This is a genomic window from Sphingobacterium sp. 2149 (genome assembly GCF_031455655.1).
Classification (GTDB): domain Bacteria; phylum Bacteroidota; class Bacteroidia; order Sphingobacteriales; family Sphingobacteriaceae; genus Sphingobacterium.
Genome location: NZ_JAVDTD010000010.1, coordinates 79,911 through 105,407, shown reverse-complemented (window position 1 = coordinate 105,407; position 25,497 = coordinate 79,911). Strand labels below are relative to the sequence as shown.

At 40.5% G+C, this 25,497-nt stretch carries 19 protein-coding genes; 11 read left to right on the top strand and 8 right to left on the bottom strand.

Annotation, left to right across the window (positions count from 1 at the left end; all coding sequences use genetic code 11):
* Positions 1-110 precede the first annotated feature (110 nt).
* The 3 genes from J2X77_RS15530 (at position 111) to J2X77_RS15520 (ending at position 3,350) form a co-directional block, all read left to right on the top strand.
* A complete protein-coding gene (locus J2X77_RS15530) occupies positions 111-1,274 on the top strand; it encodes a 2-isopropylmalate synthase (RefSeq protein ID WP_209578161.1) in 1,164 nt (387 codons plus the stop codon).
* 139 nt (positions 1,275-1,413) lie between these two features.
* Complete coding sequence (gene ilvA, locus J2X77_RS15525) at positions 1,414-2,661, top strand: threonine ammonia-lyase IlvA (RefSeq protein WP_209578160.1); 1,248 nt, start codon at positions 1,414-1,416, stop codon at positions 2,659-2,661.
* Positions 2,662-2,834: 173 nt separating this feature from the next.
* Positions 2,835-3,350, top strand: a complete 516-nt coding sequence (locus J2X77_RS15520) for a DUF2911 domain-containing protein (protein ID WP_209578159.1) — start codon at positions 2,835-2,837, stop codon at positions 3,348-3,350.
* Positions 3,351-3,463: 113 nt separating this feature from the next.
* Here the strand turns inward: J2X77_RS15520 and J2X77_RS15515 are convergent, their stop codons facing one another.
* Positions 3,464-5,866 carry a prolyl oligopeptidase family serine peptidase gene (locus tag J2X77_RS15515; RefSeq protein WP_310081496.1) on the bottom strand — a complete coding sequence of 801 codons (2,403 nt, stop codon included), beginning with the start codon at positions 5,864-5,866 and terminating at the stop codon, positions 3,464-3,466.
* A gap of 460 nt (positions 5,867-6,326) precedes the next feature.
* Here J2X77_RS15515 and J2X77_RS15510 point away from each other — a divergent pair, with 460 nt between their 5' ends.
* Genes J2X77_RS15510 through nrdF form a run of 4 tightly spaced genes read left to right on the top strand, consistent with a single transcriptional unit; the run spans position 6,327 to position 10,098 of the window.
* Complete coding sequence (locus J2X77_RS15510; protein WP_046673718.1) at positions 6,327-6,560, top strand: co-chaperone YbbN; 234 nt, start codon at positions 6,327-6,329, stop codon at positions 6,558-6,560.
* 34 nt (positions 6,561-6,594) lie between these two features.
* Positions 6,595-7,002 carry a class Ib ribonucleoside-diphosphate reductase assembly flavoprotein NrdI gene (gene nrdI, locus J2X77_RS15505; RefSeq protein ID WP_209578157.1) on the top strand — a complete coding sequence of 136 codons (408 nt, stop codon included), beginning with the start codon at positions 6,595-6,597 and terminating at the stop codon, positions 7,000-7,002.
* Positions 6,962-9,067 (top strand): class 1b ribonucleoside-diphosphate reductase subunit alpha, encoded by a 2,106-nt coding sequence (gene nrdE / locus J2X77_RS15500; RefSeq protein ID WP_310081486.1) that lies wholly within the window; start codon positions 6,962-6,964, stop codon positions 9,065-9,067. Before nrdI ends, nrdE begins: the two co-directional genes overlap by 41 nt.
* 44 nt (positions 9,068-9,111) lie before the next feature.
* A complete protein-coding gene (gene nrdF / locus J2X77_RS15495) occupies positions 9,112-10,098 on the top strand; it encodes a class 1b ribonucleoside-diphosphate reductase subunit beta (protein ID WP_209578155.1) in 987 nt (328 codons plus the stop codon).
* Positions 10,099-10,325: 227 nt separating this feature from the next.
* On the opposite strand, the gene J2X77_RS15490 is transcribed toward nrdF, so the two are convergent.
* The 6 genes from J2X77_RS15490 to J2X77_RS15465 all read right to left on the bottom strand — a co-directional run bounded on the left by J2X77_RS15490 (position 10,326) and on the right by J2X77_RS15465 (position 19,122).
* On the bottom strand, positions 10,326-11,888 hold the full coding sequence (locus J2X77_RS15490) for a RagB/SusD family nutrient uptake outer membrane protein (RefSeq protein WP_310081484.1): 1,563 nt from the start codon (positions 11,886-11,888) through the stop codon (positions 10,326-10,328).
* Positions 11,889-11,906: 18 nt separating this feature from the next.
* Complete coding sequence (locus J2X77_RS15485) at positions 11,907-15,089, bottom strand: TonB-dependent receptor (RefSeq protein ID WP_209578153.1); 3,183 nt, start codon at positions 15,087-15,089, stop codon at positions 11,907-11,909.
* Between the two features lie 402 nt (positions 15,090-15,491).
* Positions 15,492-17,207: a GMC family oxidoreductase gene (locus J2X77_RS15480; protein WP_310081481.1), complete on the bottom strand. Its 1,716-nt coding sequence runs from the start codon at positions 17,205-17,207 to the stop codon at positions 15,492-15,494.
* 7 nt (positions 17,208-17,214) lie between these two features.
* On the bottom strand, positions 17,215-17,703 hold the full coding sequence (locus tag J2X77_RS15475; RefSeq protein WP_310081480.1) for a gluconate 2-dehydrogenase subunit 3 family protein: 489 nt from the start codon (positions 17,701-17,703) through the stop codon (positions 17,215-17,217).
* Positions 17,704-17,790: 87 nt separating this feature from the next.
* On the bottom strand, positions 17,791-18,450 hold the full coding sequence (locus J2X77_RS15470; protein WP_209578150.1) for an HAD family phosphatase: 660 nt from the start codon (positions 18,448-18,450) through the stop codon (positions 17,791-17,793).
* Between the two features lie 36 nt (positions 18,451-18,486).
* Positions 18,487-19,122, bottom strand: a complete 636-nt coding sequence (locus J2X77_RS15465) for a DUF6266 family protein (RefSeq protein ID WP_310081475.1) — start codon at positions 19,120-19,122, stop codon at positions 18,487-18,489.
* A gap of 372 nt (positions 19,123-19,494) precedes the next feature.
* On the opposite strand from J2X77_RS15465, the gene J2X77_RS15460 reads away from it, so the two are divergent.
* From J2X77_RS15460 to J2X77_RS15445, 4 genes are all read left to right on the top strand, one after another.
* Positions 19,495-20,106: a fumarylacetoacetate hydrolase family protein gene (locus J2X77_RS15460; protein WP_209578148.1), complete on the top strand. Its 612-nt coding sequence runs from the start codon at positions 19,495-19,497 to the stop codon at positions 20,104-20,106.
* A 12-nt stretch (positions 20,107-20,118) separates the two neighbouring features.
* Positions 20,119-21,843 (top strand): M23 family metallopeptidase, encoded by a 1,725-nt coding sequence (locus tag J2X77_RS15455; protein WP_310081473.1) that lies wholly within the window; start codon positions 20,119-20,121, stop codon positions 21,841-21,843.
* 74 nt (positions 21,844-21,917) lie between these two features.
* Positions 21,918-22,379 (top strand): thioredoxin-dependent thiol peroxidase, encoded by a 462-nt coding sequence (bcp, locus tag J2X77_RS15450; RefSeq protein ID WP_293883980.1) that lies wholly within the window; start codon positions 21,918-21,920, stop codon positions 22,377-22,379.
* A gap of 32 nt (positions 22,380-22,411) precedes the next feature.
* The gene (locus J2X77_RS15445) at positions 22,412-23,881 is read left to right on the top strand and encodes a glycine--tRNA ligase (RefSeq protein ID WP_310081470.1); all 1,470 of its coding nucleotides are present in this window, start codon (positions 22,412-22,414) and stop codon (positions 23,879-23,881) included.
* 93 nt (positions 23,882-23,974) lie between these two features.
* Here the strand turns inward: J2X77_RS15445 and J2X77_RS15440 are convergent, their stop codons facing one another.
* A complete protein-coding gene (locus tag J2X77_RS15440) occupies positions 23,975-25,417 on the bottom strand; it encodes a hypothetical protein (protein WP_310081469.1) in 1,443 nt (480 codons plus the stop codon).
* Positions 25,418-25,497: the final 80 nt, after the last annotated feature.

Sequence of the window (25,497 nt, the reverse complement as noted above, 5' to 3'; positions counted from 1 at the left end):
GTAATGAAGTAGTGAGTATTGGGAATCAGATGCCGCAAGCCTTTGCTCGGGCACTTTAAATGCATTGCTTCTTACATATTTAGTTTATAAATCTTTTGAATTAAGAAATTATGTTACACGATCCTAATCATCTTTACATCTTCGACACCACATTGCGTGATGGCGAACAGGTACCCGGATGCCAATTAACTACTCCAGAGAAAATTGAGATCGCAAAGGACTTAGAAAAACTGGGCGTTGATATTATCGAAGCTGGTTTCCCAGTGTCTAGCCCCGGTGATTTTCAATCGGTGGTAGAATTGTCTAAAGCCGTGAACGATGTCATTATATGTGCATTGACCCGTGCCAATAAAAACGATATTGATGTCGCTGCCGAAGCATTAAAATACGCCAAACGCCCGCGCATCCATACGGGTATAGGCTCTTCGGACATGCATATCAAATATAAATTCAATAGCACACGAGAAGAAATTTTAGAACGAGCTGTTTCCGCTGTAAAACATGCTAAGTCCTATGTTGAGGATGTCGAGTTTTATGCAGAAGATGCTGGTCGCGCAGACTTAGAATTTCTAGCTAAAATGGTGGAATCGGTCATTGCTGCCGGAGCTACTGTCGTTAATATTCCTGATACAAACGGTTATTGTTTACCGGACCAATATGGATCAAAAATCAAGTATCTGAAAGAACATGTACGCAATATTGATCAAGCGATCATTTCCGCTCATTGCCATAATGACTTGGGACTTGCAACGGCAAATTCCGTCGCTGCGATACAAAATGGTGCCCGTCAGGTAGAATGTACAATAAACGGTATCGGTGAGCGTGCTGGTAACACGTCGCTGGAAGAAGTGGCTATGATCCTTAAGGTACACAAGCAAGCATTTGGAAGTTTAACATCGAATATTGATAGCCGCATGTTTACCTACTTATCCCGCAAGGTAAGTGAAATGATGAATATGCCTGTGCAGCCAAATAAAGCTATTGTAGGTCGCAATGCCTTTGCACATAGCTCAGGCATCCACCAGGATGGATTCTTAAAGCATCGCGAAAACTATGAGATTATCAGACCAGAAGATGTTGGTTTGTTGGAAGCTGATATCATTTTAACGGCCCGTTCTGGAAGACATGCACTTAAACACCATTTAGAGCGCTTAGGATTTCACCTTGAAAAGGACGATCTAGCAGATTGCTATCAACGCTTTTTGGTTCTGGCCGACGAAAAGAAAAATATTTGTGATGATGACCTGAAAAGCCTCGTCCAAGAAAAAATCTAGAAAAGGAAGGCTGCTCATGCAGCCTTTTTTCTTCAAAAAAAAATCAACTATATTTAAACACACAGTAGCGGTAGAATCTTTAGTATAATAGCGGATATCTGCATTTTCTTACCTACCTTAACTGGGCAATCCTCTAACAATGAATCTTTCAACCTTAAATATCGACTCCGAGGCCACACTTGAACGCATCAAGTCTGTGGTCAATCGCACCCCCTTACAGTATAACAGGCATTTATCCGAAAAATATGGCGCCGAAGTTTACCTCAAACGAGAAGACCTACAGGTCGTACGTTCGTACAAGTTACGAGGAGCCTATAATAAGATTATTTCACTTACAGAAGAAGAGCGGCAGCTTGGTGTTGTATGCGCAAGCGCAGGTAATCATGCACAAGGCGTCGCTTTCTCCTGTAATAAACTCGATATCAAAGGGGTGATATTTATGCCCGGTCCGACACCACGCCAGAAAATTTCGCAAACCGAAATGTGGGGTAATGGCAATGTAGAAATCATCTTAACCGGCGACACCTTTGACGACTGCCAAAAGGCTGCGCTAGCTTATACAGCAGAGTACGGCATGACTTTTATCCCTCCTTTTGATGACCTCAAAATTGTAGAAGGTCAGGGCACCGTTGCTGTTGAAGCCTTGCAGGATCTACCCGATATGGACGCTATGTTTATTCCTATTGGTGGTGGCGGTCTGGCTGCAGGCGCTAGCTATTACCTTAAAAATAAAAACAAAGCAATTAAATGTTATGGTGTAGAACCCGAAGGTGCTCCTTCCATGCAAGCTGCCCTGACACATGGCGCACCGATTGAACTTGAACATATTAACAAATTCGTTGATGGGGCCGCTGTTAAAAAAATCGGTACCACAACATTCGAAATCGCCAAACAACTGCTGGATGATACGCGTTCTATTCCTGAAGGAAAAATCTGTACCTGTATCTTAGAACTATATAATAAGGATGCAATTGTCGTCGAACCTGCAGGAGCACTTTCCGTAGCAGCGCTCGAGTTCCACAAAGATGAAATTAAAGGAAAGAAAGTCGTCTGTATCATATCCGGTGGAAATAATGATATTGACCGTATGAGTGAAATCAAAGAACTGTCTTTACTTTATGAAGGTTACAAACATTATTTCATCGTTCGTTTCCCGCAAAGGCCTGGCGCATTGAAACTTTTCGTATCCGAAGTATTGGGACCTAAAGATGATATTACACGATTTGAGTTTATCAAAAAGACTGAGCGAGAAAGGGGGCCCGCGCTAGTCGGCATCGAGCTCAACAAACCCGAAGATTATACAACATTGATTGAACGCATGAAAGAATATAAGTTTGATGTCATTGAGATCAACAAAGACCAAACATTATTCGAGTATTTGGTATAAAAATAAAAAGCCAGCGCTTAAAACGCTGGCTTTTTATTTTTATCTATTTCCAGGTTACAACTCATAGCGCCTAAGACCGACCGGTCATGATTTCGTAAAGTTCTAATAAAACGGAAAATTTTCATCACATAAAAATCTTATATTTAATTGTTTAATCAAAAAAATAAGCACATATGAGAGTAGTGATTTTAGCAATTCTGACCTTAATAGGTCAGCTTACCTTTGCGCAGACAGACAAAAGTAAACGACCAAGTCCTCCTGACAACACCAAGGTGACTACGGTCGATGGCATCACAATCGACATCAATTACAGCCGTCCATCATTGAAAGGCCGTCAATTGGGTGTTGATGTTGCCCCTATCGGTAAAGTATGGCGAACCGGAGCAAATGAAGCCACCACGATCGAATTCGATAAAGATGTATTGGTTGAAGGCAAGAAATTGGCCGCTGGAAAATATAGTCTTTACAGTATCCCGGGCGAACATGAAACAACGATCATGTTCAATAAAGTTTGGAATCAGTGGGGAACGAAATATGATTCCAAAGAAGACGCCTTAAGCATTTCCGTCAGTAATGCAACAGCAAGTACCTCACAGGAACAATTTAAGATTAATGCCAGTCCACAGGGAACAGTCTCCTTGGAGTGGGGAGCATATGTCGTACCCTTTACGGTTAAAGCGAGCAAATAGGTACGATGCTTGATAGTCAAGCAAAATTTATTGCACAGAAAAAGGGACTGACAGTAGTCCCTTTTTTCTTAAAACAGCGTCTTGTCCGGATCACAATAGTTTCGGCCAGACAGTTAATTTTTTAAGTATTTTTGCAAAAACTGATCCTGCTCCCACAATAGATGGAAGATATTTTCTTTGGCAACATATCCATGCGCTTCACGCGGCAAAATCACCATGCGCACAGGAGCTCCCAAATTTTTCAGCGCCTGGAAATAGCGCTCTGTCTGCAAAGTAAACGTCCCGGGATTATTATCTGCTCCACCGTGAATCAATAACAGTGGCGTTTTCATCCGATCGGCACTTACAAAAGGAGACATGGTCATGTACAATGCGGGATCATCCCAGAAGTTTCGCTGCTCACTTTGAAAACCGAATGGCGTTAAGGTTCGATTATATGCTCCAGAACGCGCTATTCCCGCTGCAAACAATTTAGAATTGGACAACAAATGCGCTGTCATAAATGCACCATAGGAATGCCCGCCTACCGCAACTTTTTTTCGATCGATATAGCCCAGCCGGTCTACCGCATCGATTGCTGCCTCAGCATTGGCCACAAGTTGCTCAACAAAAGTATCATTCGGTTCTTTTGTCCCTTCTCCAACAATTGGGAAGGCAGCATTATCCAATACAGCATACCCTTTGGATACCCAATAGATAAAAGAACCATAACTTGGGAATGTAAACTCCTTAGGGTTGGCCGTGCTCTGTCCAGCGGTATGCTTATCCTTGTATTCCCTTGGGTAAGCCCACATGAGCAATGGCAATTTTTCCTTTTTATTAAAATCATAACCGGCAGGCAGATAAAGCGTTCCCGAAAGTTCTACCCCATCGTTACGTTTGTAATTCAAAATCTCTTTATGAACTTTTTCCAAGGATTTGAACGGGTTTTCAAGAGCTGTTAGTGTCGTCTGTTTCCCTGATTTCATATTTTTCATGAAATAATTGGGGTAGATCGATGCTGATTGAAGCGAAATTAATAAGTCACCTGTTTTGGGATTTACTATTTGGCTAATACGTTCTTGTAGTGCGGATGCTGCTGCAGTGTAAATTCGCTTTTTCTTTAAAGAGTGTAAATTGAGTTCATCCACAAAGGGAAACTCGCCATCTTTAGTAATCCCCTTGCCCACAAATAAGACCTTATCCTTATCTATATACATAGCGTAAGTGCCCAAGCTATTTCTTTCCGTATACACGTCGCCAGGATCATTATACACGTCCTGACTGTTCCGATCGTGCAACAGTTTGGATTCTCCCGTGGAAGGATTAACCACAAAAGTTTTTTTATTTCTAGTATCATACCATTGCGAATGAACCAAAGCATACTTCTCATTGCCCCATACTACACCTGCATAACGGTCTTTGGTTTTGAAAATAAGCTTTCCCGCCCCCTTGAAAGGGTATGACAAGGTATATAAGGCATCCCGAAACTCCGTTTTATTATTCGCATCCCCACCGTCAAGGGCTTCAACATAGGCTAACGTAGCAGGTTGGTCGCTCCTCCAATGCCAGGCCCGTTTTCCAGCGCGTGTAGATGAAAAGCCCTTTGCCATAACTTCCGTTAAAGGCACCTCATTTACAAGTGCGATTTCCTTACCTGACCGATCATAGATATGTATCTTCTGTGGAAAATACGAAAGCGGAACCACATACGAATAGGGCTTCGCGATCGTTGATACCATCACATATTCGCCATTCGGGGAAAAGCTGATCCCTGTATAAATGGCTTTGTCTTTAAAAGAGGAAATTTTGCCGTTAAGATCCACAATTTGCAGATTCGACTGTGCCAATGTTTCAAAGTTTGCCTCGTCCAACGGGCTCTTCAGCAAGTCCTGATACGTTCTCAACTGAGAAACCTTTCCATCGCTTGTTGAAACAACCGGCCCTTTCGGCAAATCTTTGGAAGGATCCAATAGTGCAGGCCTATCCTGCGGCAGACTGGTGATCATTAAACCTGACGAATTTTTCAACCATTGAAAAGGTGCCGTCATTGTTCCATTCAAATTGTAATTGGTTAACTGTTTGACGTTCCGCGTAGCGAGATCAACGACAAATAAAGCTGTACCACTATCATTGCTATTGCTGAATGCCAAGCACTTATTGTCCGGAGAAAACATAAAATTGGATAATGCAGCCTTTTCTGGCATCCCGGCAAAGTCAGTATATTCAACATTTTGATCGATTTTTTTTAAGGCTATCTTATCGTAAAAGAGCGTTGAACTCTCCATATATGTTTTCGGATTAATCCTTAATCCCGCCAGTTTCATTTCTTCCTGCCCCAATTCAGCTAGACTTTTATAAGTCGGGCGGAATGTAAAAAGCATCCAATTTTTATCGCCTGAAATTTTCAGCTGAGGAGGGCGTACATAATCCGCTAACGCCAGAATTTCAGTAGAGGGTTTTTGAAAGGTAATGTTTTCCTGCGCTTGCGTTTGTAGTGAAGTTAACAGCAAGAGACCATAGAATAGTTTCTTCATAAATTTATTTTTCAAATTAAGGCAAAATAAAATAATAAAACTTTCATTAAGAAGCAAGATTTGTAGCTTTTTTATGACACTCAAATTAAACTTAAAACATTTGTAAAATAGCGGTAAAAATTACCAATTTAAAGTTATCCACATTCTTAATACTAACAAAATCAACAACTTAACCACAACAATCTTCTACAAACGCATGCTCTGTTAAACTTTTACCCAAAATGTGGAAAAGTCAACCTACCGCATAGCAGGAAAATGTAGGATATTTGTTAAGCTAATAAAAGAATTAGCAACTCAATGAAGTTTTTTACGTATCGGAAACGGACCGTTCTATTTGATAATTGTCTGTTTTCAATGCCCGGCCTAACCTTAGGATCGGGCTCCCCTATTAAAATTGATACAATTAACTTCGTTCCGAGTTTTTCTATAAAGATTGGAATAAAAAAAATAAACAAGTAACATGGCAAGAATTATCAAATTTGAGAAAAACGATTGTGCCCCTTGTGCACAAGTATCGGCTTATTTGGATCAAAAAGGTATCCAATATGAAACGGTTAATCCTTTTGATGAACCAGACTTGGCCGCAAGATTCAAAATCCGCACAGTTCCTACTGTAATTGTGTTGGAAAATGAAGAGATTCAACACCGTATCATTGGCTTTAAACCAGAAGAATTGGCTGCCATTGCACTTTAATAAATTCAGCGTATCATTTAAACCAAACAACAACATGATACACATTTATTATGATTCCAAAACGGGCAACGTACAGCGTTTTATGGATAAGGTCGCTCAAATAACAGGCTGGCAAATCCATAAAATAACCCCCGATTTGACGGTAAAAGAACCTGGACATTTGGTCACTTTCACCACAAATTTTGGGCAGGTACCCGAAAATACAGTAGAATTCATGAAACGCGAAGCTAAAAACATCTATTCTGTTACTTCCAGCGGTAATCGCAATTGGGGGCCGAATTATGGCTTAGCAGCTGATCGCATTTCACAAGATTTCGACATTCCACTGGCATTCAAATTTGAACTGTCCGGAACAATGGAAGACATTAATCAATTTATTGACATCTTAAAGAACTTTTGCGATGGTAGCAAACGAAGTAGCAAAAAACTGGATATTGCTTAATAATGAAATCATGATTAAGCATGATGACGAATTCAGCTTACATAAAGATAAGGAAGCAGTTCGTGCCTATTTCTTAGAATATGTAAATAAGAACACGGTGTTCTTTTATACATTGAAAGAAAAAATAGACTATTTGGTAGAGAATAACTATTATATTGACTTTTACCAATGGTTTACATTTGAAGAGATGGAAGAAGTATTCAACTATGTATACGCTAAAAAATTCCGTTTTGAATCTTTTATGGCGGCCTTCAAATTCTTCCAGAGCTACGCTTTGCGTGACGATTCTGGTGAGAAGTTCCTAGAGCGCTATGAAGACCGCGTTGTTGCTGTTTCACTATTCTTGGCAAGAGAAGAAGGTGTAAAAAAAGCAATTGAATACGCCGAAATCATGATCAATCAAGAATACCAACCAGCGACACCTACATTCTTAAATGCAGGAAAGAAACGCTCGGGAGAATTGGTATCTTGTTTCCTTGATGAAATCGGTGACAACTTAAATGGTATTGGTTACGCTGTTGATTCTGCTATGAAGTTATCTTCTATCGGTGGTGGCGTATCCTTCAATATCTCGAAAATCCGTGCTCGTGGCGAGGCAATTAAAGGTGTTGAAGGTCGTGCGGGTGGTGTACTTCCTATTATGAAAATCATGGAAGATACATTCTCCTATGCCAATCAATTGGGACAGCGTCCGGGTGCAGGTGCCGTATATCTCAATATTTTCCACTCCGATATTGAAGAGTTTTTGGATTGTAAAAAGATCAATGTCGATGAAAAGGTACGTATCAAATCCTTGTCTATCGGTATTATCGTGCCTGATAAATTCATGGAATTGGCAGAAAAAGATGAGCCTTGCTATTTGATCTACCCACATACCGTCATGCAAGAGTATGGACAATTCTTGGACGAGATGGATATGGACAAAATGTACGACGAATTGATCACGAATCCAAACGTAAAAAAGAAAAAGATCAATGCCCGTCACCTCTTGGTTAAGATTGCACAGACACAAAAAGAATCCGGTTACCCGTATATATTTTTTAAAGAGAATACCAACCGTGTCCATGCGTTGAATGAAATCGGTCAGGTAAAATTCTCTAACCTATGTACGGAGATCATGCAGGTATCTCAAGTATCCGACATTGAGATCTATGGCAAACAAGACACGATCCGTTATGGCATCTCCTGTAATCTTGGTTCATTGAATATTGCAACTGTAATGGACAACAAACGCATCAAAGAAACCGTAAAAACGGCTATGCGTGCTTTAACTGTCGTTACAGACGTAACCAATATTGATATGGTCCCTTCGATTGCAAAAGCAAATCGCGAGTTGCATTCCGTAGGGCTAGGTGCGATGAACTTACACGGTTATCTTGCAAAAAGCTTCATCATGTACGAATCGAACGAAGCATTGGATTTTGCCAATACGTTCTTTATGATGATGAACTATTATTCATTGGAAGCATCCATGGAAATTGCCAAAGAACGTGGTAAAACATTTGTTGGATTTGAAAAATCAGCCTATGCTGATGGCACCTATTTCAACAACTATGTCAACCGCGATTACATGCCAAAGACAGCGAAGGTAACGGAGTTATTCGAAGGTATACATATTCCAACGGTGGAAGATTGGTTGGCGTTAAAAGCACAAATCAAAGAACATGGCATCTACCATGCTTATCGCTTGGCTATTGCTCCAAATCAGTCGACTTCCTATATCATGAATGCTACTGCATCGGTTATGCCTATTGTAGATATCATTGAAATACGTGAATATGGCGACAGCACAACTTACTATCCAATGCCATATTTGACAAATGATAATTATTTCTATTTCAAATCGGCATATGATATGGATCAATTCAAAGTATTGAAGCTGATTTCAGTCATTCAACGTCATATCGATCAGGGTGTATCCACTATTTTGCATACCAACTCAAAAGATTCGACGAGAGATTTATCGAGATATTATATCTATGCACATAAACTAGGGTTAAAATCCCTTTACTATACACGGACAAGAAAATCAACGATTGACGAATGTGTCTCTTGTTCAGCTTAATTTTGCGATTTGGTAAACTAAATGCCTAATACTTTAAACTAAAAATGAGTAAAACATATAAAGCCGTCAACTGGAATACCCCCGAGAACGATTATGTATTAATGTTCTGGGAACAAAATATCCGTCAATTCTGGATCGACACAGAATACATTCCATCGAAAGATATTGATAGTTGGAAACGTATCAGTCCAGAAATGAAAGATGCGTATAAAAAAGCATTGGGTGGCTTAACCTTATTGGATACCCTTCAGAGTCATACGGGTATGCCTAAGATCATCGATCATATCGACACATTACAGAATAAAGCAGTATTGTCCTATATGTGTATGATGGAAGCTATCCATGCAAAATCGTATTCCACTATTTTCACGACAGTTTCTACAACCGCTGAAATCAACGATATTTTCGAATGGGTTCAGCAAAATAAATACTTACAATACAAAGCGCAAACAATCGATGGTTATTATCGTGCGATCGATAAAGAAGATGCTTCAGAAGAAGAAATCTATATGGCGATGGCTTCTTCGGTATTATTGGAGTCCTTCCTGTTCTATTCAGGATTCTTCCTACCGTTATGGTTATGTGGGCAAGGCGAGATGGTCGCATCAGCTGATATCATTAAAAAAATCATCGCTGACGAATCCATACATGGCGTATTCGTAGGATTGATCGCTCAAGATCAATTCAAAAAGTTAAAAAATCAAGATCAGGTCAAAGCACGTTTCTTGGCACTTCTTTACAATTTGTATGAGAATGAATTGAAATATACCGAAGAGATCTATACCGAAGTGGGCTTAACTGCCGAGGTGAAAGAATATGTTCGTTATAATGCCAACAAAGCGTTAATGAATCTTGGATTTGATCCGATCTTCGAAGTAAAACAGGTCAATCCAATCGTATTGAATGGATTGAATACCGAGACAACACAGCATGATTTCTTCTCCAAGAAATCAACTAACTACGAAAAAGCAACTGAGATTGTTCATCTAAAAGATGATGACTTTAAAATGGATGTGGTCGTAGATATATAATATTGGCGATAGCGTCAAAAAAGCCGTTAAGATCAATCTTAACGGCTTTTTTTATGTGTCTCTGTTGCCCGGCCGATTGTGAACAATCAGATTGAGTTTTTTGCGCGAAGGAGCATTAGACAAAGCGCTGCTTCTAAATAACTTTGCTGATTCGGGATTTTCACCTATAAATCAGTTTAGATAATCCTGGCTATCCATTTTGATAGCCATGACTACTATTGAAAGATCTATTGATACCCTGGATTCTGAGTCAATTTATTGTTGCGTTGAATCTCATCAGGTGAAATAGGCCATAAGAGATCGGATTCTTTAAATGTCGCACCAGATGCGTTTTTCGCACCGATTAGCGGAACAAAATCTACTTTTCCGGCTTCTGTTGTGGAGATTACAGGGAACATCTTTGTACGTACAATATCATCCCACATTTTGTATTCCAGCGGTAATTCGCGTAGACGTTCTTTCCAACATTCTTTGACAAAATTTTCTGCTGACAATCCTTGTAGTTCTGCCGTGAAAGCAGCAACAGATTTTCCAGCTGTGTTCGCACGTGCTTTGACCTGTGCTAAATATCCTGCTGCTTCAGCACTGACTCCGGTTGTTTTAGCGATACTTTCGGCCGCAGTTAACAAAGCTTCTGGATAACGGTAAAAATTCCAGTCCTTTGTCCCTCTTCCTGTCGTCAACAGAGCTTGCTCATCGACATAATACCATATACCAGCATCTTCTGAAGTCCATTTTTTACCATTAATCGGATTGGTATAAGACCAGTGATAGAACTGGTTAGGTTTGATCCGTAAATCATCTTTATCGTAAACATTCAAAAACTGTTTCGTAGGACCAAAAACACGCTCAAATATAGAATAAGTAGTAAATACCGAAACTGCGGACGAGCTAAAAGCAGTGGCTGTTCGCGCCCCACTATTGGCAATAATATCATCAAATTCTTGCGCATAGATGACCTCATCCAGATTATCCGTACGACGCAACAAGTTGTAGGCACTATTTTCTGCAAAGTCCGTATTTTGTGTCATCTTGTGCGGCGAGTTAACCACAATCTTAGCCATAGTAGCCGCATCGGCAAATTTACTTTGCTGCAAATAAACATCTGCCAACAGCATTGCCGCCACGTATTTTGTAATACGATGACCATTGTCTGCAAACGTCTTGGCTGGCAGTACCTCTACAGCACTTTTCAGGTCTGTCTCTATCAATTCATAGATTTTCGTCGCCTCGGTACGTTCTAGATAAAGTGGATCGTTCAATGTCTCATTCGGGAGTGTATACAAGGGCACTGCTCCAAATGTCTTGACAAGATAAAAGTAGTTGTAGGCTCTAAAAAATTTGGCTTCAGCCAATAAGGTATTTTTCTTGGTCTCATTGACCATGTTTATCTGCGGGATATACTTTACACCTGCATTAGCGATATTAATGGCTTCGTAAGCTCCATCCCAAATCGTATTCATTGTCGGGGATATTACGCTCGTATTTTGTTGTCGCGTCAACTCACGCGCAAACAAGGTGACACGCTCTTGCCCTTCATAACTATTCGTAAAATACCCGGTTAAAATGGTATTAATGGAAGCCGTAGAACCTAGATAGGAACCTGTTGTAGAATAACGTAATGGTGAACCCCGACGGTAAAGTGCATTTACAGTTGCTTCGGCCTGTCCTTCATTTTCATAATAACTAATTAATGACAGGTTAGAGCTAGGATTTTCGTCCAAAAATTTATTACAGGATGTTGTGAGAGCCAGTCCGGCCAATAACAACAGAAATAATTTATTCTTCATCTTTTTAAATTCTATGCATTAAAATGTAACATTAACACCCAAAGAGAATGTTTTCGCTCTAGGATAGGAGAAAAAGGTCATGTTTTGTCCAAATTTTCCATTCCCTTGTGCAGTAAATTGAGAAGTCATTTCTGGATCATACTGAGAAGTACTTTCCGGGTCGTAACCTTTAAAATCTTTTGAAGTGAATAAGAATGGATTATTCGCATTCGCGTAGATACGCAGTCTCGATAAGCCCATCCGCTTTAGTACGTCCGAATTAAACGTATAGCCAAATTGTATCAAATTTACACGCACATAAGAACCATCCGCAACCCAAGCATCGTCCACATTGGTGTCCTGACCAGCATGCCCTCCATTGGTCAGGTAGATCGCTTGTTGTTTGGTTTCTGGATTTGAACCGTTATACGCATCCGTCAGGATTTCTTTTAGACCATTGGTAATGCCAAAACGGTCATACGTTGAATGGAAGAATTGTTGCATGACATCAACTCCCTTCACAAATTGTAGATCTAACGTAAAGTCGAAGTTTTTATAACGCAAGTTGTTGATTAAGCTACCGGTCCAATCTGGTAGACCTTTACCGATAATTTCTTTTTCGGTTGTGCGTTTTGCACGCCCAATTTGTTTCACCGTAGCGTTTCCAGCATCAACGTCTGCTTGCGTGTAGACACCTAACCTTCTATAGCCGTAGAAGCTGTTGAGGTTTTCGCCAACGCGGATCACACTATTTGCACCACCGACCCAATCGTTCTTTAAGATATCTGCATTGTTCTCTCCCAATTTCAATACCTTATTCTTGTTGTAGTTGGCGTTCAAAGATGCTTTCCAATCAAAATTCTCATTGGTCACAATCGTACCGGTAATCATCATATCCAGACCTTGATTTTGTACGGCGCCGATATTTTTCATGACGGATTTGAAACCGGTCGCTCTTGGTATAGGTGTCTCCAACAGTAGGTCTGTTGTTTTTCGACGGTAATAAGAAACATCAAAATTTAGACGATTTTGAAGTAAACCCAATTCCACCCCAACATCAAACTGTGCAGTTTTCTCCCACTTTAAATCTTCATTTGAAATCGTGCTGACATAAGACCAGGGCGCCCGTGTATTATTTAATAAAATTGTACCAGCGTCTACGATTGATAACGATCGATAAGGATCAATTTCAGAGTTCCCTGTCAAACCGTAACTTGTATGCAGCTTCAAGTTGCTAATGGTCTGATTATCCTTTAAAAATTCCTCGTTGGACACATTCCAAGCCAAACCTAATGAAGGGAAAAATGCGTATTTATTGTTCTTGCCAAATTTGGATGAACCATCATAACGACTTGTAACTGTTGCAGAGTAGCGATTATCATACGAGTATGCTGCCCGCAAGAAATACGAATTCATCGCCCAATCATTATAGAATGATTCAGGCGTAGCTGGCGTTACACCTAGGTTCATTCGATTATACTCATAGAAATCATCTGGGAATCCTTCCGTCCGCATTTTATCGTAGTCATAGGTCTTCTTTTGCCACGACAGACCTGCCATCGCATTGATGCGATGTTTATCAAATTGCTTATTATAGGTCAGATAGGTTTCTTCCTGCCAATACAGGGTATTCGTATGCGAACGTTCCGCCCAGCCATTTGGTCTGGAAATATTATTTAATAATTTTGAAGAGTATCCTTTATAGTCTTTTCTATGGTGATCAATCCCCAATTGCGTTTTCAAATCCAATCCATCGGCCAGATGAAACGTTAATGCCGCATTTCCAAAAATCTGTGTATTGTAGCGTAGGCGTTTTTGCAAATCCAAAATGGAAACCGGATTGGCCATTCCTTCAAAACTTAATTTTTCGGCTACCGTAGACGACGCAGAATTTGTATAGAGTCCATTTTTATCATAAACAGGATACCAAGGAATCATCTCGATCATGGTACGACGCGCTTCCTGTCCACCACCGTCTTCCGGCGTATAACGACCCCAGGTGTGATTGACGGTTAAATTAATTGCTGTAGAGAGCCATGTTGTCGGTTTTGCATCATAAGCCATTTTTGCATTGATCCGCTTATTCCAGGTATTGTTCATGATTCCCTGTTGATCCGTATAATTCAAAAATGCACCAACAGATGATTTTTCATCACCTTGTTGCACATTTAACTGGTGATTATGTGAAATGGCCGTACGGGTTGCCTCGCGTTGCCAATCGGTATCATACAGTGGATTGCCATTTGCATCAAAATAGTCTGCATCATTAAACCACGTCTTTTTATCTAAAGACCATGACTTTCCTTGGTACTTATTTTCATTTTCCAACCCAATCATAAAGGCATCCACCCATTCCTGTGCATTGAGCAAATCCATGTACCGCTGAGCTGAGCTAACACCCGCCGATCCTTGATAGCTAATCGTTCGAGATCCATCTTTGTTTCCACGTTTTGTGGTTACCAAGATAACCCCATTTGCTCCGCGCGCACCATAGATTGCCGCAGAAGAAGCATCTTTTAAAACCTCTATGTTTTCAATATCATTCGGATTCAACAAATTGAAATCTTCCATCACTACTCCATCGACTACATATAATGGGTTGGAAGAAGAATTGATCGTTGCTACACCACGAATAACAACTCTATTCGCATTAGCACCAGGTTGGCTTGAATTCGAAAAGATATTTACCCCCGAAGCTTTTCCTCTTAAGGCGTCCAAAGCGCTGAAACTTTGATCTTTAATCAGGTCGGCTCCTTTAACCATCGCAATAGAACCTGTTACATCCGATTTACGCATGGTACCGTACCCTACAACGACAACTTCGTCTAATTGACTTTGATCATTGTCCAATTGCACAGAAACTGTTGTACCGGAAACAGTGACTTCCTGGGCTTTGTAACCTATGGAAGAAACTACCAGTACATCCCCCGATTTAGCATCTAGTGTAAAATTACCCAAGGCATCTGATTGTGTACCCTTCGAAGTACCTTTAACGGCGATGTTTACTCCCGAAATTGGCTTTCCGGTAGCATCCAATACTTTTCCTTTAACTTGTTGCTGCAAATGGTTCATCTCTTTCACGACGGATTTGCCCTCGTAATTGAATGAAGTTCCGACTGCGGCATTGACTTGTTGGAAAGTACCAGCAATGACAGCTAATGAGAAAAATAGTTTTGATTTTTTCCCAAGCTGCGCAAGTGATTTTACGTCAACTTTGCTCATATTAATAGTGATTTGGTTTATAAAAACGTTTTAGCAAACTGAAGCTTAGAACGTCTAGTTTAATTTAGTTTCCCTTAATTGATGTTTTTTTGCAATCAGCTGCTTGAAAAATTGCCTATTAGATTCCTTTTGCGTTCATTTACGATAAAATAAATAGCATCAGGTCTAAATGTCTATGGAATTATTGTCTCACAGAATTCGCAATAAATTAGCTAAATCGCTTTTGCTTTTGTTGTAAAATTTTTTTGGTTTCCCAATTTTGGTTTTCTAATTGTCTATAATTTCTTGTCTTTCTTTTGGTTATTATTTCTTGGTTTTAACATGTTATCCAGTTGGAAAGATAACATTTTAATTTTACTGGAGAAAGGTTTTAAAAAAAAATCTTTCTCCAGTACAGTACTTTTAGATATTTCCTTTTTTCATTTCGCTGATCGCATAATCGACAGCCCGTGCCGAAAATGCCATATACGTCAATGAAGGATTTTGTGTTGATGTAGACGTCATACTGGCACCATCAGTGACAAATACATTTTTCACAGCATGCATTTGATTCCATTTGTTCAATACCGAAGTCTTCGGATCGCGTCCCATACGAGCTCCGCCCATTTCGTGAATATCCAGCCCCGGAGCCTGCCAGCGTGTATCTGGACGAATATTTGTGAACCCAGCATCCGTAAACATTTCTGTCATGACAGCGATGTAATCTTTTTTCATTTTTTCATCGTTCTCATCATAATCGACAGCAATTTTTAACAGCGGAATTTCCCAATCATCTTTTTTACTTCCATCTAATGAAACCATCCCTGATTCTTTTGGTATGGTTTCACCCATCATGTGAGATCCGACCTGCCAAATACCCAGTTTAGGGTTTAACAAATTATTTTTCAGATCAAGTCCTAAACCCGAACGATCGGACTGTTTACCGCGCGAAGCGCCGAATCCGGCAGCATACCCCCTTAAAAAGTCGGTCTCCTGTTTGTGCAAGTTTCTGAAACGTGGAATATATCCTCCACCTGCGGGATTCCGCCCTTCGGTCTTAAAATCTAACAAACCTTCATACTCGGCATAGATACGTGCACTATAATTATGAAAGGCAACGTATTTGCCTAAAACTCCACTATCGTTGCCCAAACCATTTGGAAAACGGTTGGATGTAGAATTCAATAAGATCAAATTTGTATTGATTGCCGCCGCATTGACAAAAATCAGCTTAGCATAAAAATCAATTTCTTCTTTTGTATTGGTGTCAATCACACGTACGCCCACGGCTTTTCCTTTTTGTTCATCATACAGGATGGAGTGAACTACAGAAAATGGCCGTAAGGTCATATTTCCGGTCTTTGCGGCCCAAGGGATTGTCGTGGCATTCGAACTGAAATATCCACCGAAAGGGCATCCGCGCTGGCAAAGTACCCGATTTTGACACTGTACACGACCTTGCTCGATGTGAATGGGATTGGGCTTAGAGAGGTGTGCACAGCGGGCTGAAATTACCTTGCGTTCCGGAAATCTCTTTTGAACGCTTTCTTTAAAATACTTTTCAACAATATTTAAGGGGTACCCGGGCAGAAACTCACCATCTGGCAATTCTGGAAGTCCGTCGTGGTTTCCAGCAATGCCGGCAAATTTTTCGACGTAACTGTACCAAGGTGCTAAATCGGCGTAACGTATCGGCCAATCTACAGCAAAACCATCTCTGGCAGGGCCTTCAAAATCAAAATCAGACCAACGTTGTGTCTGTCTCGCCCATAACAGTGATTTACCCCCCACCTGGTATCCCCTGATCCAGTCGAATGGCTTCTCCTGAATATACGGGTGCTCTTTATCCTTCACAAAAAAATGGGCTGAATCCTCATGAAATGCATAACATTTGCTGACGACTGGATTTTCTTCCTTTACTTTGAAAGGCATTTCGTTCCGATGCTCAAACTCCCAGGGCATCATATTGGTAGTCGGGTAATCTTTAATATGCTGAACATCACGTCCACGTTCCAACACCAATGTTTTTAACCCCTTCTCGCACAACTCTTTTGCGGACCATCCCCCGCTAATTCCAGAACCGATTACAATAGCATCGTAGGTCCTGTTTTTTTCACTGTCAATATTTAAGTTTGCCATGTGCTATTTACGCCTTAACTTTTACTTCACCATTATACGGACCCGGAATAAGTTTATAGATCACCTTATTCTTCATCACATATTCTGAGTTCATATACCCCTGAATTGCACGTGATTTGAAAGTTTCAAAAAAAGCCTTCTCGTCGGTTTGGTCTTTTAACGCCATCAATGTGGCCTCAGTCTCTGGACCATTTGCCAAATTTAACCGTTTCTTCAACGCGTTGAAACCTGCTACAAATTTAGCCTGATTTTCTGGCGACTCACAATCGTCCACCATTTTAATGACAAAAAGATGCAGATTCAGATCCTTTCCTCCCGGTGTATCCGATTTGGGAATCAATATGTCAGCGAGATTGCCCAAAAACTGCTCATCCTCCGCCGAAATCTTCAGCTTATTCAATACAATGGATGCACCACCATCATTCAGACAGGACGACAAAATCGTCAGTCCGCCTGCTACAATGAAAAATTGCTTTATCGCGGTTCTTCGGTTCATAATCAGAATTCCATTTACAATTCGGTAATATTACGTATATCCAAATAAAAATACAAATGCTAAAACGATTAAATTATCCGACAATCCTTAAATCCATTGTGATAACAGCGCTTTTGCTTCAGACAAGTTTTCCACAATGTTATCCACAGCTGTTAGTCTAGCACGTTCTACCTCCTGTTTCGTCACCGCAATCAACCGCGTACCAGCGCCCAAAGCCGATTTACTTCCGGTTATCGTGTCCTCAATAGCTACACAACTATCTGCTGCTAAGTTTAAGTTCGTCAATGCCAAACGGTATGGCTCAGGATTAGGCTTGGGAAATTCGACGCACTCACGGGTAACGAAAAATTCAAAATAATCCAAAAGCCCATGTCTACCCAAAACCGTATCTACCGTACTGCGGAAACTGGAGGTGACAAGTCCGATATGAATGCCGCTCTCTTTCAAAAACGTTAAGATTTCCCGCGCATCCGGCATCAATTCAATGTCGCTCATGTTGGAATCGGCATAAGCTGCACGTGTACGCTTCCACATATATTCTTCCGTCGTATCGTAGCCGTAGTCATCGACCAATCGTTTGACATTATGTGCTAAAGTATGCCCTGCAAAATCACGAATCCAATCTTCGTAGCTGATCACTAAATTAAATTCATCCTTTAATATCGGCGCCCAATTTTTGAAATAGAAATATTCCGAATCAATCAACGTTCCGTCTAGGTCAAATAACACTGCCTTAATTTTATCCATAGTGTTAAAGATACACAAGTAGGCTGAAAAATCCTATTAAATGACACCGCAATAGGTCGAATTGGAGAGTACACCTTGATAGGTATCCCAAAAACCGATGTAGACATGATAATCAAATTTGTCCATTTTAAATCTCGGGATCTCAACCGTACATTCACCCTGCCATGCATCCGCGATAGCCATTTTGAGATCCCCCTCCCTATCCAAACTGACCAAGGCCAAATTTAATTTAAAAGTGCTATCCCTGTATTTCGGATTCGGCATCCAGTGTAATTTCAGCAGATCATCCTCCCATCGAGCCTCAACACCTTCGGGTGACATGAGCTCCCCGACAAATACCTGCACTTTTTCCATATTAATAACAGGTCTATTTTCGACATCCAAATCAATCGCGTTTTTGAGAATCTGCTGTTGTGCAAGCTGAAATTTCCCAAGCCCCGATTTTTTAGATTCTTCAAATTGATACCCAAAATTAACAATAGGCTTTATCCAGCCACAAAACTTACCTGCCAATTTCATTTTTTCACGATGTGTCAATTGCGCGGCAGTTGGAGGTTTGGAACTCTTTCTACGCGAACCGCGTATCACCCATTTGCCATTGAGGTTATAACCATAGACTGAACCCACTTTACCACGAAAACCACCATTTGGACCATCTTCTAATATTGCCATTTTTAAACCTTTTTATTGTAATGCTATAATCTATTTTACAGCCTAACAAATAATAGCCATCAATGTTTGACTTAGTTTAGTAATAAATTAGAATTTAGATAGGTTTAAGTTAGGTTTTGATTAGGCTATACCTAAACAAACCCTAACTAAACCCTAAGCTAACCCTAACTAAACCCTATGTAAATAGGCCATTTGACCCGGTGGCTAATATAGGTTGTTTATCATCATTTTTGGATAAGGTTTGGACATTTACTAAGTTTGTTGAAGTAAGCTATACAGAAGGAATACCGCTTAACAGAGATATGCGATGGACGTCGAGCTTAAGTGCTCGCTAAGAAATCTAAAAGCTTCATCGCTTTAAAAATTTATATCATGAAAATAATTGCTATCGGTCGCAATTACATCGACCACGCTAAAGAACTCAATAATCCAGTCCCTGCAACTCCCATTATATTTTTAAAACCTGATACTGCGGTGTTAAAGGATAACAAAGATTTCTATTATCCTGAATTTTCAAAAAATATCCAGTTTGAAACCGAAGTCGTCCTTCGGATATGTAAGGAAGGAAAACATGTGACACCAAAATTTGCATCAACTTATTTCGATGCTGTCGGCCTGGGGATTGACTTTACCGCCAGGGATGTACAGCAAGAATTAAAAGCAAAAAGCCTTCCCTGGGAATTGGCAAAAGCATTTGACCATTCGGCAGTCATCAGCAACTTGATTCCTAAAGAAGAATTTGCGGAAGTAAATTCGATTGATTTCTCCCTGCAGCAAAATGGACAAACAGTTCAGCAGGGAAATACCAAGGATATGATATTTTCCTACGAAGATCTGATTGTATACACCTCCAAATTTATTACCCTACGCAAAGGTGACCTCATTTACACCGGAACTCCAGTTGGTGTCGGATCTGTAGCCATCGGCGATTTATTGGAAGGTTTCATTGGCGAACAGAAGATGTTTAGCTGTAAAATCAAATAGCTGGGAAATAGCATGATAAAAAAAACGACAGCCATGCTCTCCCTGCTGGCCTGCATGACAGGTCTAATCAAGGGACAAGATATTATCAAAAGCCGCAATTATCCACAAAACTATTTTGTCCGCCCGATGGATATTTCTCCGCAGGCTTCGGGATCGTTTGGCGAATTGCGCGCGACGCATTTTCATGGCGGAGACGATTATCGTACACAACAACGTATAAATATACCTGTACATGCGGCAGCAGAAGGTTTTGTATCCCGTGTGCGGGTACAAATTGGTGGAGGGGGCAATTATGTTTACATTGATCATCCGAATGGTTATACTTCTGTGTACATGCACCTCGAAAGCTTCAATTCGGATCTTGCGAAAATCGTCAAAGATGAGCAGTACAAACAAAAACGTTTTGATGTCGATGTGTTTCTCAAACCCAACCAAGTTCCTGTAAGAAAAGGAGAGTTTATTGCAAACTCAGGAAATACCGGTGGTTCAGCTGGCCCACATCTTCATTTCGAGATCCGGGATACAAAAGCACAATTGCCGCTTAATCCGCAATTGTTTGGCCTGTTGTTTCCAGACGGGGTAAAACCGATTATCCGCGGTATGACGGTCTACGATTTAGGTTCCGAAATATTCGACGAAAATACTCCTCGAAGACATCAAACGATCAAGTCGGCCGGCAATGGTACCTATAGCTTAGCGAGTACAGCGCCGATACCTGTGAATGGCACCTTTGGATTAGGAATCAACACCGTTGATAAACGGAGAGGCATCTCCTTTACGTATGGTGTGTATTCGATTGAACTATTTTTGGATAATATAAACATCAGCACGGTACTGTTTGAATCCATTCCTTTTGATCAGACCCGTGCGATACAGTCCTACGTAGACTACCCTTATTTAAAAAAGTCAGGGGTACGCGTGCAAAAGAGCTTCAAAGATCCAAACAATCCGATCAACATCTTTAAAAACTTGGATAACCTCGGTAAAATAACGTTGAAAGACAATGAGGTCCATGATGTAAAATATGTGGTTAAAGATGTTCAAGGGAATACGAGTGAATTGAATTTTAAGGTACAAAACAATCCGTCGCTGTCAATCAGCCGCCCAACTGCGAAGGGCCTTAAAATGTTTCACTATGCCGACGAAAACAAATATGAAGCCGAGAACGCGCGTATTTACATGGGCAAAAACATCTTGTATGACGACCTTTACTTCAATTATACCCAAGAAGCAAAACCAGCAAGGGGTTACTCGGCAATGCACTATATCCACAACGTGTATACACCGGTCTTCGGATACTACAAGCTCATGATCAAACCCGACTACACCCTGTCTGAAAACCTGTATGACAAAGCCTTGATTGTTTCTTCTGATGGCGGTGCACAAGGGGGTAAATATGAGAACGGCTGGGTGGTAGCGAATGTACGCGAATTTGGTGGTTTTTACATCGCTGTCGATACCATTGCACCAAATATCATTGCGCGTAACCTGACTGACGGCAAGAATGTATCTAATCAACGCTCCATCGATTTTACCATCAGTGACAATCTATCGGGTATAGCTACTTTTGACGCTTATATTGATGGGAAATGGACATTAATGAAATATGATCCTAAAACAAGACATATCTGGCATGACTTCGAACCAGACCTCAGCAGCGGCAGACACGACTTTAAACTTGAAGTGAAAGACAACAAAGGAAATGTAAAGACATACGAAGCTTCATTTATGAAATAGAGTCCTGATTTTCGGTAATAAATCAGCGGTTTTAAGAGATTAATCGTATCTTAATAGACTAAATACAACGTATTATGGCAACACTTGAAGCAGGACAGAAAGCACCAGATTTCAGTGCAAAAAATCAACATGGCGAGACCGTCCATCTTTCCGATTTTAAAGGGCAAAAAGTTATTTTATATTTTTATCCCAAAGACAATACACCTGGCTGTACGACAGAAGCCTGCAACTTCAGGGATAATTATCAGTCGTTAAAAAAAGATGGCTTTGAGATCATAGGTGTAAGTGTGGACAATGAGGCATCACATCAAAAATTCATCAGTAAACATGAGCTACCTTTTCAGTTGCTTGTGGATGAAGACATGAAACTCGTCGAGGCCTATGGTGTATGGGTCGAAAAGAATATGTATGGCAAAAAGTATATGGGCACCGCACGTACTACCTTTGTGATTGACGCAGATGGTATTATCCAACATATTATCAAAAAAGTAGATAACAAAAATGCGTCTCAGCAGATCCGCGATTTAGGCGTTTAAAATCTAAATACTTATATCTATATTTGCCACTTATGAGCAAACAGACAGACGACTTTTTCAAAAGTGTAGTATCACACGCGAAGGAATACGGTTTTGTATTTCAATCGAGCGAAATATATGACGGATTAAGCGCCGTCTACGATTATGGTCAATTGGGTTCGGAACTAAAAAACAACCTCAAAACTTATTGGTGGAAATCCATGGTGCAGTTGAACGAGAACATTGTTGGTATCGATGCCGCAATTTTTATGCACCCCACAACATGGAAAGCCTCGGGTCACGTCGATGGTTTCAACGATCCGATGATCGACAATAAAGATTCAAAAAAACGTTACCGTGCAGATCAATTGATCGAAGATAAAATTGCGCGTTATGAAGCTGATGGTAAAACGACTGAAGCAACAGCACTATTAGAGTCGTTGAATACCGCATTGAATGCAGACGATCTAGCCGCGCTGAAAAGTATCATTGAAGAACATAACATTGTATGCCCAGTCTCAGGCACCAAAAACTGGACTGAAGTACGCCAATTTAATTTGATGTTTGCAACCCAAATGGGTGCTATGGCTGACGGTGCAGATCAAGTGTACCTTCGTCCTGAAACTGCACAGGGTATTTTCGTAAACTTCCTGAACGTACAAAAAACAGGACGTATGAAAATTCCTTTTGGTATTGCCCAAATTGGTAAAGCTTTCCGGAATGAAGTAATCGCACGTCAGTTTATTATGCGTATGCGCGAATTCGAGCAAATGGAAATGCAATTTTTCTGCCGCCCAGGCACGGAATTGGAATGGTATAACAAATGGAAAGAAACTCGCCTGAAATGGCATTTGGCATTGGGCTTCGATCCTTCCAACTACCGTTACCACGACCACGATAAACTAGCACACTACGCCAATGCGGCTGTTGATATCGAATTCAACTTCCCATTCGGCTTTAAAGAAGTGGAAGGTATCCACTCACGTACGGATTTTGACCTGAAACAACATCAGGAATTTTCTAAAAAGAAAATGCAATATTTTGATCCAGAGATCAATCAAAACTACATTCCGTATGTGATTGAAACGTCCATCGGATTGGACCGCCTTTTCTTAACTGTATTGTGTAACGCGCTGGTAACGGAAGACCTTTCGACGGAAGAAAAACAAGATTCGCGCGTTGTATTGAAATTTCCTCCAGCATTGGCTCCGGTAAAAGCTGCAATTTTACCATTAACCAAAAAAGATGGTTTGCCAGAGAAAGCACGAGAAATATTGAATACGCTGAAACTGGATTACAATGTTCAGTACGACGAAAAAGATGCTATCGGAAAACGTTATCGTCGTCAGGATGCTATCGGAACGCCGATCTGTATCACAGTTGATTACGATTCTTTGCAAGACAACACTGTCACGATCCGCCATCGCGATACGATGGCACAAGAACGTGTTGCCATTGCCGATCTTGAAAAAATAATAAACGACCTAGCTGGTTGGAATACCATGCTAAAAAAATTATTATAGCCAAAATGCTATAACAGAAAAAAGGTGTCCGCTGTTGGACACCTTTTTTGTTATAGATGTAGGGAGGCTAGATGCTATATGAAAATAGTTTAGTTAGTATTCGATCACGATCTCCTCATCCCAACGCTCGTTCTTGAAGATCTGAAACCCCAATTCTCCATGGGCAGATTCCAACAATTTACCCTTAAATTGTAGCTGAACATTGTTTCGTATTTCGCTGCCTAATTCAAATGTACGTAGTAACTGGTCTGCTCTGAAAACGCGGAATTGATATTTAATCACCTTGTTTTCTAAATAATAGCCCATAAATTGATTAAACGAAAAGCTTCGATTTTCTGCTGTAAATTGTGGCATTATCATCAACATACTTTTATCAACCTGATCACTACTTCGCGCTATAAAGGGGTAATAATGAAATACAGGATGAAGCTGCTGTACTTGAATACTATCAATTACACTGAGATCCTCCGTGTCGGTAAATGTCAGTTTAACCTCGCTATAAATCCGGTTTAAGTTCAATACCCGCTCGGTAACACCTTTCACTTCAAAGGTATCACGACCGGCAAATAACTCTGCAGACCGTTCAGAAAAAGGATTCGTAGCATAAAAGTGTTCAAAATCAGCAGCCTCCGACATAACCAGTGGCAATGTTGAATTTTTAGCAATCAGGCTCAGATAGTAGGTGCCGTTCGGCAATTCTAAATCAAAAGCGTCCTGCGAGTTAAGCACCCCTGAGGTAACCATCGCCTTCGAATTGGCATCGAAAACATGGTAATAGAATTTGCTGGGTAGCGCTTCCGGATTAACTTGACCATAAATCATCAAATTATCCATCTTAAAGGTGCCTGTCGTTGAGCTGTAACCCGATCCACCATCTCTACTTCCAGCCAATAGTGAGATTTTTAACCAAAGCTCCTTACTGTAACCGAGGGGAATATCTGCCAAAGAGGTGTTCACGGCGACTTTTCCTGACAATGATAGATTTGAGGGGTACTTAATGGTATCTGAGAGCAGCGAAAAACTATTCCCTTTATCCAAGGAATAACTCAATAGGAGCGCTCTTGGCCCTGTACTTGAGCTATTTCCATCAAATGCCCAGCTGCCTATGGAACGAATACCTTGCGTTGGAATTTTAATCAAAATCTCTCTAACACCTTTGAAGCTAATGGCTTTCCCCGTGGTGGGCCAGCCGGCCAGAAAATCATAATCTGTCTTTCCATCGTTGTAATCGATTGAGCTACCCTCATCTAGCGCAGTCTCAGGAATGGTGTTGCTGTTGTCAAAGGTCCAATGATACAGTAGCAACTCGTTTTGGGAAGCGGCTCTGTTTAAGGCAGCTCGATTTGGTCTTGCTGATTGTTTTTTTAGCGGAGTAACAATCGCTTCAAAATCCTTGATTTTGAATTTTACGGCATGAATTGTTTCATTGTTTTCACCGGGAAGTTTTGCATGCTTTTTGCACGAAGGCAATGCCGCTAAAACCAGGATGAATACACCCGAAAGAATTCCCCAAGTTGACTTGGATGCTCTTTTCATAAATATAAATGATTTATAAGTTAATTAACCGGCAGAATAAAATTAACTCATAAATTATTTAAATCCAAAACAGTAACCAA